12 protein-coding genes and 1 riboswitch are annotated in these 13,511 nt (G+C 43.1%); of the genes, 9 read left to right on the top strand and 3 right to left on the bottom strand.

The window, feature by feature from the left end; genetic code table 11:
- Positions 1-5: 5 nt before the first annotated feature.
- A complete protein-coding gene (locus CO686_RS08415; RefSeq protein WP_049500305.1) occupies positions 6-683 on the bottom strand; it encodes a DUF1129 domain-containing protein in 678 nt (225 codons plus the stop codon).
- Between the two features lie 11 nt (positions 684-694).
- Complete coding sequence (locus CO686_RS08410) at positions 695-1,639, bottom strand: magnesium transporter CorA family protein (protein ID WP_000815620.1); 945 nt, start codon at positions 1,637-1,639, stop codon at positions 695-697.
- Between the two features lie 136 nt (positions 1,640-1,775).
- Between CO686_RS08410 and uvrA the strand changes: the two genes are divergently transcribed.
- Positions 1,776-4,601, top strand: a complete 2,826-nt coding sequence (gene uvrA, locus CO686_RS08405) for an excinuclease ABC subunit UvrA (RefSeq protein ID WP_001152859.1) — start codon at positions 1,776-1,778, stop codon at positions 4,599-4,601.
- 37 nt (positions 4,602-4,638) lie between these two features.
- On the opposite strand, the gene CO686_RS08400 is transcribed toward uvrA, so the two are convergent.
- The gene (locus CO686_RS08400; protein ID WP_001043929.1) at positions 4,639-5,394 is read right to left on the bottom strand and encodes a hypothetical protein; all 756 of its coding nucleotides are present in this window, start codon (positions 5,392-5,394) and stop codon (positions 4,639-4,641) included.
- 147 nt (positions 5,395-5,541) lie between these two features.
- Between CO686_RS08400 and CO686_RS08395 the strand changes: the two genes are divergently transcribed.
- The 8 genes from CO686_RS08395 (at position 5,542) to CO686_RS08360 (ending at position 13,440) form a co-directional block, all read left to right on the top strand.
- Positions 5,542-6,603 (top strand): M24 family metallopeptidase, encoded by a 1,062-nt coding sequence (locus CO686_RS08395; RefSeq protein ID WP_000952764.1) that lies wholly within the window; start codon positions 5,542-5,544, stop codon positions 6,601-6,603.
- Positions 6,604-6,658: 55 nt separating this feature from the next.
- Positions 6,659-6,810, top strand: a riboswitch (M-box (ykoK) riboswitch).
- A gap of 195 nt (positions 6,811-7,005) precedes the next feature.
- Entirely contained in the window at positions 7,006-9,666 is a 2,661-nt protein-coding gene (gene mgtA / locus CO686_RS08390) for a magnesium-translocating P-type ATPase (protein WP_096753716.1), read from the top strand.
- Positions 9,667-9,800: 134 nt separating this feature from the next.
- Entirely contained in the window at positions 9,801-10,199 is a 399-nt protein-coding gene (gene spx / locus CO686_RS08385; RefSeq protein WP_000591165.1) for a transcriptional regulator Spx, read from the top strand.
- Between the two features lie 66 nt (positions 10,200-10,265).
- Positions 10,266-10,835: an SP0191 family lipoprotein gene (locus CO686_RS08380; protein WP_000734685.1), complete on the top strand. Its 570-nt coding sequence runs from the start codon at positions 10,266-10,268 to the stop codon at positions 10,833-10,835.
- 86 nt (positions 10,836-10,921) lie between these two features.
- The gene (locus tag CO686_RS08375; protein ID WP_000507059.1) at positions 10,922-11,188 is read left to right on the top strand and encodes an IreB family regulatory phosphoprotein; all 267 of its coding nucleotides are present in this window, start codon (positions 10,922-10,924) and stop codon (positions 11,186-11,188) included.
- Between the two features lie 3 nt (positions 11,189-11,191).
- Positions 11,192-11,611, top strand: a complete 420-nt coding sequence (gene ruvX, locus CO686_RS08370) for a Holliday junction resolvase RuvX (RefSeq protein ID WP_002876031.1) — start codon at positions 11,192-11,194, stop codon at positions 11,609-11,611.
- A 15-nt stretch (positions 11,612-11,626) separates the two neighbouring features.
- Entirely contained in the window at positions 11,627-11,932 is a 306-nt protein-coding gene (locus tag CO686_RS08365) for a DUF1292 domain-containing protein (RefSeq protein WP_000017624.1), read from the top strand.
- A 257-nt stretch (positions 11,933-12,189) separates the two neighbouring features.
- A complete protein-coding gene (locus CO686_RS08360) occupies positions 12,190-13,440 on the top strand; it encodes a bifunctional folylpolyglutamate synthase/dihydrofolate synthase (protein ID WP_070837124.1) in 1,251 nt (416 codons plus the stop codon).
- The last annotated feature ends 71 nt before the right edge of the window (positions 13,441-13,511 follow it).

Genomic DNA, 13,511 nt, shown 5'->3' with positions numbered 1-13,511 from the left:
TTTTCTTAATAACGTGATGGGCCTGCACTTGCGCTTCGGATATTGAAGCGTTTCTTGAGATAGAAGCGAAGGGCGAGAAGGGCCGCTCCTAGGACAGCCAAAGGCAGTGGAGCAAGGATTGGATTGAGAGCTGCTGGTAGGAAGCTTGTTGCGAAGAAGACAGCCAACCAGAGAAGCATAGCAGCGAGGATGACGAGGATTGATTTCCAGAAAGGAGGGCGCTGGCTACGATCTGTATCTGGACCATAATACTGGTAGACAAAGTAGTACATCAAGTAGAAGGCCACCCCTCCGACAAGTCCAACCAACAAGAGGGTAATCAACCCATAGCCAATAGCTTGGTCTGTAGAGAAGAAGTTGGTCAGAGAGCTAACCAGTGCAAAGAGACTGGTGATAAAAAGGGCTGAGTCCATAATCATGAGTTTTGGATCATCATTTTCCTTAGGATGCTCTTTTTCGTATTGCTCTTTGACAGTGAAGCTATGAGCCCAGTGGGTTGGAGCCCCGTAGAGGGAACGTGCAGTCGTTCCTTTGGCTTGCTCTTCAAGGATTTTAGGAATGACTTCCTCAAAGATAGCCTTGATTTCAGCGTCTGTTTTACCATCTTTGATAAATTGTTGGGTAGCGATGTGGATAAACTCTTGGTTTTTCTTAGTTAATTTTTGTAAATCAATCTGAGACATAGGGATTCCTCTTAGAACCATTTTTTATGGATGAGATAGAGAGTGAGCGAAACACTCATAGCAAAGGCGATAAAGACGATTAACCAGAAGGCGTGTGGCTCGCCATTTAGAGGGATTTCATTATCCTTGAAGTTCATCCCGTAGGCTGAGAAGATCATGGTTGGGACAGACATAACGATGGTCACGAGAGCCAGGGTTTTCATGATGTTGTTCTGGTTATTGGAAATGATAGAGGCAAAGGTCTCTGTCATAGAGTGAAGGACGTTTCCATAGATATCTGCCATCTCAATGGCCTGTTGGGTTTCAATCAGAGTGTCTTCGAGTAGGTCTTCGTCTTCTAGGTATTTCTTGATATTGCTAGTTGCGCTGGTCAATTTCTTAATCACGCGCTCGTTCGTCTTAAGTGAGGCCTTGAAATAGACGATGGTCTTTTCCAATTCCATGAGCTCGATCAGCTCTTCGTTTCGAGTAGACTTGTGAAGTTGACTTTCGATTTGTTCACTCTTACGGTCGATCGAACGAAGGGCCGTAAGGTAAAGTTCGGCGTTGCGGTAGAGAATCTGGAAGATAAAGCGTGAACGCATGAAGGTGTAAAAGTTGCGCAGTCTACGGTTGATAAAGACATCGAGAACGGGGAGGGATTCCAAGCAGGTGGTGATAATGGTTTCCTCGGTGATGATAATCCCCAGCGGAATCGTAACGTAGTAGGTACGATTGTTTCTTTCCTCTGTGATGGGAACGTCCACGATGATCAAAGTATACTCGTCTTCGATGGTAATACGGGACATTTCTTCCGCATCGAGCGGTGCTCGAAGGTCGGCAATGTCAATGTCGAAGGCGTTAGCGATTTCCAGTGATTCATTTTGTGTAGGATTGACGAGGTTGATCCAAGTACCCGGTTCAAGCGTGTCGATCTCTTTAAATTCCGTTGTTGTTGAGAGAAAAACTTGTTTCATATCCCCTATCCTTTCCTACTATTCAGTGATTCATTTTTTGCACCGTACTATTATACTATAAAAACAGCTTTTTGGGTAATAGAATTTCACATTTTTTGGTATAATGGAAAGCAATAATGGACTAGAAAGAACAAAGATGCAAGATAAAATTGTGATTCATGGGGCGCGTGCCCATAACTTAAAAAATATTGATGTGGAGATTCCAAGAGACAAGCTGGTTGTTGTGACTGGTTTGTCAGGTTCTGGGAAATCCAGTCTGGCCTTTGATACCCTCTATGCTGAGGGCCAACGTCGTTATGTGGAAAGTTTGTCAGCCTACGCTCGCCAGTTTTTGGGCAATATGGAAAAACCAGATGTGGATGCTATTGATGGTCTCAGCCCAGCTATTTCCATCGACCAAAAAACGACTAGCAAAAACCCGCGCTCGACCGTTGGAACGACGACTGAAATCAATGATTATTTGCGTCTCCTCTACGCACGTGTGGGGACGCCTTACTGTATCAACGGGCATGGGGCTATCAAGGCTTCTTCTGTGGAGCAAATTGTGGATAAGGTTTTGGAATTGCCAGAACGCCAACGTCTGCAAATCTTAGCTCCTGTCATTCGTAAGAAAAAAGGGCAACACAAGAGCGTCATTGAAAAGATTCAGAAAGACGGTTATGTCCGCGTCCGTGTGGATGGGGAAGTTTATGATGTGACCGAAGTGCCAGAGTTGTCGAAGAGCAAGCAACACAATATCGATGTCGTGGTCGACCGTATTGTCATCAAGGAGGGCATTCGTAGCCGTCTCTTTGATTCCATTGAGGCTGCCCTTCGTATCGCAGAAGGTTATGTCATTATCGACACTATGGACGATTCTGAGTTGCTCTTTTCTGAGCATTATGCCTGTCCAGTTTGTGGTTTTACAGTACCAGAGTTAGAGCCTCGTCTCTTCTCCTTCAATGCCCCGTTTGGCTCGTGTAGTGAGTGTGATGGTTTGGGCATCAAGCTGGAGGTGGATGTTGACTTGGTGGTTCCTGATACCAGCAAAACTTTGCGTGAGGGAGCATTAGCACCTTGGAATCCTATCTCATCCAACTACTATCCAAATATGCTAGAGCAGGCCATGACAGCCTTTGGAGTGGATATGGATAAGCCTTTTGAGGACTTGTCAGAAGAAGATAAAAACTTGATTCTCTATGGCTCAGATGGCAAGGAATTCCATTTCCACTATGAAAATGAATTTGGCGGTGTGCGCGATATCGACGTTCCTTTTGAGGGAGTTGTCAATAATATCAAGCGCCGTTACCATGAAACTAATAGTGACTACACCCGTACCCAGATGCGTCTCTACATGAATGAGCTGACCTGCGGAACTTGTCACGGCTATCGTCTCAACGATCAGGCCTTGTCTGTTCGTGTGGGTGGTGAGCAAGGGCCACATATCGGTGAAATCTCAGATTTGTCTATCGCAGACCATTTGGAGTTGGTGAGCCAGTTGACCTTGTCTGAAAATGAAGCCATTATTGCTCGTCCCATTCTCAAGGAAATCAAGGATCGCTTGACCTTCCTCAATAACGTGGGACTTAACTATTTGACGCTGTCACGTTCGGCAGGAACCCTGTCAGGTGGGGAGAGTCAGCGAATTCGCTTGGCGACTCAGATTGGTTCCAACTTATCAGGTGTTCTTTATATCCTGGATGAGCCGTCGATTGGACTCCACCAGAGGGATAATGACCGCCTGATTGCTAGCTTGAAAAAAATGCGTGATTTGGGCAATACTCTTATCGTAGTGGAACATGACGAAGATACTATGCGTGAGGCGGATTATCTGATTGACGTTGGTCCAGGTGCCGGTGTTTTTGGTGGCGAGATTGTTGCTGCAGGAACACCCAAGCAGGTGGCCCGTAACAGTAAGTCTATTACAGGCCAGTACTTGTCAGGTAAACGTGCCATTCCAGTACCAGAAGAGCGCCGTGCCGGAAATGGTCGCTTTATCGAAGTGACAGGAGCGCGTGAGAACAACTTACAAAATGTCACGGCCCGCTTCCCATTAGGAAAATTCATCGCAGTGACAGGGGTGTCAGGCTCAGGAAAGTCGACCTTGATCAACAGCATCCTCAAAAAAGCCATTGCCCAGAAGCTCAACCGCAATTCAGACAAACCTGGTAAGTTTAAAACGATTACGGGGATTGAGCATGTCGATCGTCTGATTGATATTGACCAGAGTCCAATCGGACGGACACCAAGGTCCAATCCTGCCACCTATACGGGAGTTTTTGACGATATACGTGACCTCTTTGCCCAGACAAATGAAGCTAAGATTCGAGGCTATAAGAAGGGCCGTTTCAGTTTCAACGTCAAGGGTGGTCGTTGCGAAGCCTGCTCAGGTGACGGGATTATCAAGATTGAGATGCACTTCTTGCCAGATGTTTACGTTGCTTGTGAAGTTTGCCACGGAACCCGCTACAACAGTGAAACCCTAGAAGTTCACTACAAGGAAAAGAATATCTCGCAAGTTTTAGATATGACCGTCAACGATGCGGTGGAATTCTTCCAACACATTCCTAAGATTCAACGCAAACTCCAGACCATCAAGGATGTAGGACTGGGCTATGTAACGCTAGGTCAACCAGCTACCACGCTTTCTGGAGGAGAAGCCCAGCGTATGAAGCTGGCTAGTGAACTCCACAAACGCTCGACAGGTAAGTCCTTCTACATTCTGGATGAGCCAACGACAGGACTTCATACTGAGGATATCGCTCGCTTGCTTAAAGTCTTGGCTCGCTTTGTAGACGATGGCAATACAGTCCTCGTTATCGAGCACAATCTAGATGTTATTAAAACAGCAGACCATATCATCGACTTGGGACCTGAAGGCGGTGTTGGTGGTGGAACTATCATCGCAACAGGAACCCCAGAAGAAGTAGCGGCCAATGAAGCCAGCTACACAGGACAGTATTTGAAAGGAAAGTTAAAATAAGATTTAAAAGGCTCTGCTTTTTTAGGCAGAGTCTTTTTTATAATAAATCACGAATTTTTTCTTTTATAAATGGGTTAAGAGAATAGTGTTTATCCAGATATTCTAGGAGTGCTTGAGCAGACTCAGAAATGCGTTCGTAACCTTGCAAAAAGTGAGGCAATTGCTTGGCTTCCTTTGGATAACCTTCTTCAAATCGTCTGTTGGTATTAAAGATATCTATAAAATTAGATTTAGAAGTTGTTTCCAAACTGATTAGTTCAGTCCAAAGCTTGACGGCTCTGTTTTGTATTAAATCATAAGCAGCTAATTTTTCGCCTCGCTGATAGCGACCTAGCCCTAAATATAGATTACATAAAATTTCTCCCAACAGCCATTCACGGTCTCTGTTATCTTTTGATGGCAGTCTTTGTGGCTGACAGATTGTTTCATCAAAACCGACCTCCTTCCAGATAATCTTGCCTTCAGAGAAGGGAATGTTTACTAGTTCGTGAGCTTCAAAGACAGCAAATTCACAAAAAACATCATCTTCAAATAGAACTTTATGTCCGTCCACTGTATTTTGGTAGTGAAATGCAATTGGTTCTAGCTTACTTAACCAGGTTAGGTCTTGGATATAGGTCTGCTTGTAGCCATCTTTTACAATAACAAAGAAGTCTAAATCTGAGTACTGATCCAATCGTTCTCTTTCTGTTCCGCAAGAACCAAGTGCCAGCAAAGCTAGTGCTTGGTTCGAATCTTTTAGAGACTGACCAATCTCATCTAGTCTTTGTAACAGCAATTCTGTTTTATTCATATCGATACCTCGTTCTTTCTTGTTTAACAGAAATTATACATTAAGCGCTTTCAAATGTCAATTTTATCTAATCCTAGCTATATAGATTGTATTATTTTCGGTATTTTTTTGCTATAATAAATTAAATCATTTTACGGAGGTTTTCTCATGTTATCAAGAGTTGAAAAATTTGAAGCAGCATTGGCTCAGACAGAGTGTGATGCTGTCCTAGTAACCAATCTGAAGAATATCTACTATCTGACTGGTTTCAGCGGGACAGAGGCGACAGTTTTCATTAGCAAGTCGCGTCGGATTTTCCTGACGGATGCGCGCTATACCCTGATTGCCAAGGGCGTGGTTGAGGGCTTTGATATTGTGGAAACGCGAGATGCGGTTGGTGAAATTGCTAAAATTATAGCGGACGACAAGCTGGAAAAAATTGGCTTTGATGACGAAATTTCCTATGCTTACTTCAAGATGCTGGAAAGTGTGTTTGCTGGTCATGAGCTGGTTCCAATGACTGGTTTTATTGAAAATCTGCGGATGATCAAGGATGAGCAAGAAATCGCAACCATTCGTAGGGCCTGCCAGATTTCGGATCAAGCCTTCCTAGATGTACTGGATTTTATCAAGCCCGGTGAGACGACTGAGCTAGCCGTTATGAACTTTTTAGATGCCCGTATGCGCCAGCTAGGTGCTTCAGGTGCCTCTTTTGACTTCATCATCGCTTCGGGCTACCGCTCTGCTATGCCACATGGAGTGGCTAGTGACAAGGTCATTCAAAATGGTGAAACCCTGACCATGGACTTTGGTTGCTACTACAATCACTATGTCAGCGATATGACGCGGACTGTTCATGTGGGACAGGTGACAGATGAGGAGCGGGAGATTTATGATATTGTCCTGCGTAGCAATCAAGCTCTGATAGAAGCGGCTAAGGCTGGTCTCAGTCGGATCGATTTTGACAGGATTCCTCGTCAAATTATCAACGATGCAGGCTACGGTCCTTACTTCAGCCACGGGATTGGACATGGGATTGGTCTGGATATCCATGAAATTCCTTACTTTGGCAAGTCAGAAGAGCCAATCAAGGCTGGTATGGTCTTGACTGATGAACCGGGTATCTATATTGAAGGTAAATACGGGGTTCGTATCGAAGATGATATCCTGATTACAGATAACGGTTGTGAATTGTTGACTCTAGCGCCGAAGGAATTAATTGTTATTTAAGAAAATTAAGATAAATCATTGACTTTTATATTTTAAAGGTTTATACTGATAGACGAAAACGGTAGGTGAGGCTACCATAGGGATACGGATGACTACCGCAAAGCAGTGGAGACACTACTCGTTGGTCAACAGTCCTGGTCGCGAAGGCCAAGACTAAGCTCATTACATCGCCCTATGGAGTTAAAGCTTGAACGAAAAAACAGATAGTTAGTTTTTTAATCCTGCCATTTTATGGTGGGATTTTCTACTGTTTTAGAACAAGGAAAGGAGACAAACGATGCAAATTGACGATCATCCAGAACCGCACATACACAGCCAATCGCTGATTTGTGTCGTTCTGCCCTTATAAAGTGATTGGTCTCTGTGTATGAAACATATCATTCATACAGATAGGAGAAACCAATGAAAACTACAAAAGAAAGATTAGCAACAGCTATTCATACACCTTTAAAAGAAACTTTATCTTTTTATAAGACAAGTCTAACAGGCTTGACTGAGGAGCAGGTGGAGAAAAATCGTGACCTATATGGCGAAAACACCATCACCAAGGGTCAAGAAGACAGTATCCTCAAAAAGATTTACGAATCTATTATCAATCCATTTACAATCATCCTGCTGGTCATCGCTATGATTTCCATGGTGACCAATGTCTGGTTGGCGAAGCCTGGACAAGAAGATCCGACGACTTCTATCATCATCGTCGTTCTCGTTCTAATCTCTGGTGGCATACGCTTTGTCCAGGAACTGCGGAGTGACAAGGCTGCGACCAATCTATCAAAAATGATTGTGAATACAGCCACAGTTATCCGCGAAGGCCAGAGTTTAGAGGTCGCAATTGAAGATTTGGTCGTTGGAGATATAGTCAAATTAAGTGCTGGGGATATGATTCCAGCAGACCTCATTTTAATTGAATCACGTGATTTCTTTGTTCAACAGTCTGGTTTGACAGGTGAAAGTGACTCGGTTGAAAAACTAGCCTTGTCAAAAATGAGTCAGTCAAATTTTGATAGTCTGCTAGAAGCAGAAGCGCTCGCTTTTATGGGAACCAATGTGATATCAGGAAGTGCTAAGGCTTTGATTCTAGCGGTCGGTGATGACACCATGATGGGAGAAATCGAGCAGACTCTCAATACCTATGACGAACCGACCTCTTTTGAACGGGAGATGAACAGCATCTCTTGGCTCTTGATCCGTTTGATGTTAGTCATGGTTCCCATCGTGTTTCTCTCCAATGGCTTGACAGATGGCGACTGGCTGGAAGCAGGTGTGTTTGCACTGAGTGTTGGTGTTGGATTGACACCTGAGATGCTTCCTATGATCATCACGGCCAGTTTAGCAAAAGGCTCCATTATCATGGCCAAGGAAAAAGTCGTCATCAAAAAACTCAATGCCATACAGGACCTAGGTGCTATTGATATCCTATGCACGGATAAAACCGGAACCCTTACCCAAGACGAAATTGTCCTTGAATATCCTTTGGATATACATGGAGATTTGGACTTGTCTGTGTTGAGACGGGCCTACCTCAATTCCTATTTTCAAACGGGATTGAAAAACTTGATGGACCGTGCCATTATCAGTAGAACTGAAAAAGAAGCTAAAGAACACGCTATTCTACAAAATTTGGATACTAGCTTCCAAAAAATAGATGAATTGCCCTTTGATTTTGAACGCAGACGGATGAGTGTCATCGTCAAGGATGAGAACGAAGTTGTTAGTTTGGTAACCAAGGGTGCTCTAGAGGAAATGCTTGCGATTTCAACCCATGTGGAATATCAAGGTCAGATTAGTCCTTTGACGGATGATATCCGAGTGGAAATCTTAAAAGAAGTAGATCAACTTAATCAACAGGGATTGCGAGTCTTGGGAGTTGCCTATAAAACAGGCCTAAAAGAAGGTTTTGCTTACTCCGTTGAAGATGAAAAAGAGATGATTCTAACAGGCTATCTTGCCTTTCTAGATCCACCAAAACCATCCGCAGCACCTGCTATCCAAGCTTTGTTAGAACACGGTGTTCAAACAAAGATCTTGACGGGAGACAATGAGAAGGTAACTCAAGCAGTTTGCGAAAAAGTTGGTCTAGACGTTGATCAAATCTTGTTGGGTTCTGATATTGACGCCATGACGGATGAAGAGTTGGCCCAAGCAGTCGAACATGTGACTGTCTTTGCCAAACTCTCTCCTGATCAAAAAGCACGAATCATTTTACAAATCAAATCGAATGGACATTGTGTCGGCTATATGGGAGATGGTATTAACGATGCCCCTTCTATGAAAGTGGCAGATGTGGGGATTTCTGTTGATACAGCAGTAGATATTGCCAAAGAAACGGCTGATGTCATTTTGCTAGATAAGGATTTGATGGTGCTTGAAAAAGGTCTGGTTGAAGGACGCAAAGTCTATGCCAACATGACCAAATATATCAAGATGACGGTCAGCTCTAATTTCGGGAATATTCTGTCACTCTTAGTGTCTGGTATCTTTTTACCTTTCCTCCCTATGGCTCCGATTCACTTGATTGTGTTAAACCTCGTCTACGACCTTTCTTGCATTGCCTTGCCATTTGATAATGTAGATGAAGACTTTTTGAAGCATCCCCATAAGTGGGAAGCCAAGTCTATTACTCGTTTTATGATTTGGATGGGTCCGATTTCTTCTGCCTTTGATATTTTGACCTTTATCTTACTCTATTTTGTCATTGTTCCAATGGCGACAGGTCAAGCTTATGCTCACGGAGCAGAGGCTGCAACGGGCTTTATCATCTTGTTCCAGACAGGTTGGTTCATTGAATCCATGTGGTCCCAAACCATGGTTATCCATATGCTTCGTTCAGCAAAACTTCCTTTCTTACAAAGTCGTCCATCATGGTTTGTTCTTGGAACAACCTTGCTAGCAGCTAGTTTTGTGACCTTCCTTCCCTACTCTTCAATTGCTAGCCTGCTTCATTTAACCCCTTTGGAACCAATTTATTTCCTCTTTTTGCTTTTGATTATCGTTCTCTATATGATAAGTGTTACAGTTGTGAAACGATTGTATATCAAAAAATTTAAAAGTTGGTTATAAATTGATTTTGTCAAGAAAAAAGTACGAAAATCGCGAAAAAAGTTAATTTTTTTTAAAAATAGGTCGCAAGTCGGATGTTTTTTATGGTATAATAGACTAAACTGATAGTAACATGTAGCGAAAGGGGTAGGTACATGATCAAAATTTATACAGTCTCAAGTTGTACTAGCTGTAAAAAAGCGAAAACCTGGCTCAATGCCCACCAGTTAAGTTATAAAGAACAAAATCTCGGTAAAGAAGGAATTACAAGAGAAGAGTTATTAGATATTCTCACGAAAACAGATAATGGAATTGCCAGTATCGTTTCGTCAAAAAACCGCTACGCTAAGGCACTTGGAGTTGACATCGAGGATTTGAGTGTCAATGAAGTGCTCAACTTAATCATGGAAACACCACGGATCTTAAAGAGTCCGATTCTCGTTGACGAGAAGCGCCTACAAGTCGGCTATAAAGAAGATGATATCCGTGCCTTCTTGCCACGCTCTGTCCGTAATGTAGAAAATGCAGAAGCACGTCTACGTGCAGCTCTATAAAACATCAAGGCTGGGAGTGACTCCTGGCCTTGTTTGCTCTTTTGTTTTAAAATCATGTGAGGAATTATGAAAAAGTTACTAATTGCTAGTTTTGCTCTCCTCTTTTTGCTTGCGGGATGTGGGCAAAAAAAGGAAACTCCTGCTGCTTCCACAACAGCATCTGACCCCATCCAATCCAACCTTCCCGTTTTGGACAATGCCGAAAAGAATACGGTTGTCACCAAGACCTTGCTGATGCCGAAGTCAGAAAATGGAACGCAGCAGATTCAGACCATTACTTATAAAGGCAATCAGTTTTTGACCTTGACCATCCAGCAAAAACGACCTGTCGGGGATGAACTCAAGACCTTTATCTCTGAAAATGGCCTAGAGGAGACGCAAAAAGCGCTTCTAGAAGCGGAAGAAAAGGATGAGACCATCCAAGAGGCACGCAAACTAGCAGGATTCAAACTGGAAACCAAGCTACTCAGCGAGACAGAAATCCAGACGACAACGACTTATGATTTTCAAGTATTGGATGTCAAAAAGGCATCTCAGCTGGAATATTTAAAAAATATCGGCCTTGAAAATCTCTTAAAAAACGAACCTAGCCAATATATTGCAGATAGAGTGGCAAATGGGGCGACAGAACAATAGAAAATCCAAATTAATCGACTGACTTATTTGTAGAACGTCAGGGAATGTGCTATAATAGTACTATTCTAAGGAAAGAGGGTGTTAGAATGGGATTTACTGAAGAAACTGTACGGTTTAAATTGGATGATTCCAATAAGAAAGAAATTAGCGAAACGTTGACAGACGTCTATGCTTCTTTGAACGACAAGGGCTACAATCCGATTAACCAGATCGTCGGTTATGTATTGAGTGGTGACCCTGCCTACGTTCCTCGTTATAACAATGCGCGAAATCAAATCCGTAAGTATGAGCGTGATGAAATTGTTGAAGAATTGGTACGCTACTACCTTAAGGGACAAGGAGTCGATCTATAATCTATGAGAATTATGGGATTGGACGTCGGTTCAAAAACAGTAGGGGTGGCGATTAGCGATCCCCTAGGCTTCACCGCTCAGGGACTTGAAATCATCCAGATTAATGAGGACCAGGGCCAGTTTGGTTTTGACCGGATCAAGGAATTGGTTGACAGCTATAAGGTAGAACGCTTTGTAGTTGGTCTGCCTAAAAACATGAACAATACCAGTGGACCGCGGGTAGAAGCTAGTCAAGCCTACGGAGCAAAATTAGAGGAGCTTTTTGGTTTACCAGTAGACTATCAAGATGAGCGTCTGACGACTGTCGCTGCGGAACGTATGCTGATTGAGCAAGCAGATATCAGTCGTAACAAACGCAAGAAAGTTATTGATAAGTTGGCTGCTCAGCTGATTTTGCAAAATTATTTAGATAGAAAATTTTAAGACAGAGGAGAAACTATGTCACACGATCACAACCATGATCACGAAGAACGTGAATTGATTACACTTGTTGATGAACAAGGAAATGAAACTTTATTTGAAATCCTTTTGACCATTGATGGAAAAGAAGAATTTGGTAAAAACTATGTTCTGCTAGTGCCAGTTAACGCAGAAGAAGATGAAAATGGTGAAGTTGAAATCCAAGCTTACTCATTCATCGAAAATGAAGACGGAACAGAAGGCGAATTGCAACCAATCCCAGAAGACTCAGAAGACGAATGGAACATGATTGAAGAAGTCTTCAACAGCTTTATGGAGGAGTGATACAGTCTGGGAGGCTGTATCACCCCAACTCCTAGAAACTAGAAAGAGTTGGAACATCCGGTGGATGTTTTTAGCCCTGCGCCAGAAATTAGAAACGCAGGAACGTCCGGTGGACGTTTTTAGCCCACGTTGAAATTCATAGTAGCTAGTGATTAGCTAACCAGGTAAGAGGTCGGGATTTTAGTCCCGACCTCGCTTTTTATTTGTAATCATACTTTGATGCGGTAGTTGATTGGACTTTTGTTAAGGAGACATGTATGTTTGAAGTAGAAGAATGGCTTCATAGTCGGATTGGTTTAAACTTTAGATCTGGACTTGGACGAATGCAACGAGCGGTGGATTTGTTGGGGAATCCTGAGAAGACATATCCTATTATCCATGTAACAGGGACTAACGGTAAAGGGTCAACTATTGCTTTTATGAGGGAGCTGTTTGTTGCTCATGGTAAAAAAGTTGGTACTTTTACCTCTCCTCATATCATCAGTATCCATGATCGAATCTGTATCAATGGACAACCGATCGCGGAGGAAGACTTTGTCCGTATAGCTAACCAAGTCAAAGAGATGGAGAAAACTCTCTTAGAAACGCATGATCAATTGTCTTTCTTTGAGTTGTTGACCTTGATTGCCTTGCTTTACTTTAAAGAGCAGGGAGTGGATTTGGTTTTGCTAGAAGTGGGGATAGGTGGTCTACTTGATACTACTAATGTCGTAACAGGAGAGATTGCAGTTATTACTTCCATTGGGCTAGATCATCAGGAGACCTTGGGCGATAATCTGGAGGAAATAGCCGAGCAGAAAGCTGGCATTTTCAAGGCTGGCAAGAAGGCGGTCATTGCCAAGCTTACTCCAGAAGCGGAGCTTGTCTGTCAAAATACAGCAAGAGAGTTAACTGTGGATCTCTATCAAGCTGGGCGAGACTTCTCCTTGAATGCTGGGGATTTTTCAAGTAGCCTAGCGAGTTTTTCACAACTTGAAATCAGTTTGGAAGGTGTTTATCAGCAAGAAAATGCTGCCTTGGCTTTGGAAACTTTTCTTCTGTTTATGGCGTCAAGAGGTGAAAGGGTCGAAGAAGTGCTTGTCAGACGGGCCTTGCAAGAGACCCACTGGGCAGGTCGATTGGAACGGATTCGTCCGCAAATCTACCTAGATGGGGCTCACAATCTGCCAGCCTTGACTCGTCTAGTTGAGTTTATCCAAGGGAAAATCCAGCAAGGTTATCAAATTCGCATTCTTTTTGGCGCCCTTAAACGCAAGGATTATCAGGGGATGCTAGGCTATCTATCTAAGCAGTTGCCTGAGGTGGAACTTAAGATAACAGGCTTTGACTACCAAGGCTCTCTGGATGAAAAGGATGTGGTAGGTTACGATTTGATTTCTTCCTATGGCGATTTTATCAGAGAATTTGAAGAAAGGGCCAATAATCAGGACCTGCTTTTCGTGACGGGTTCACTCTACTTTATCTCAGAAGTCCGAGCGAGTTTGGTAGGAAGCGACGAGATTAGTTGACCTTCTAGGTTTATGTTGCTATACTGTAGGTAGGATGTATATCTGGAAACGATTCCAGCAAAACATTGGCA

Origin of the sequence: Streptococcus oralis (assembly GCF_002386345.1) — a bacterium.
Lineage (GTDB): Bacteria > Bacillota > Bacilli > Lactobacillales > Streptococcaceae > Streptococcus > Streptococcus oralis_S.
The sequence above is the reverse complement of the archived record's forward strand: the minus strand, read 5'-3'. Positions and strand labels throughout refer to the sequence as shown.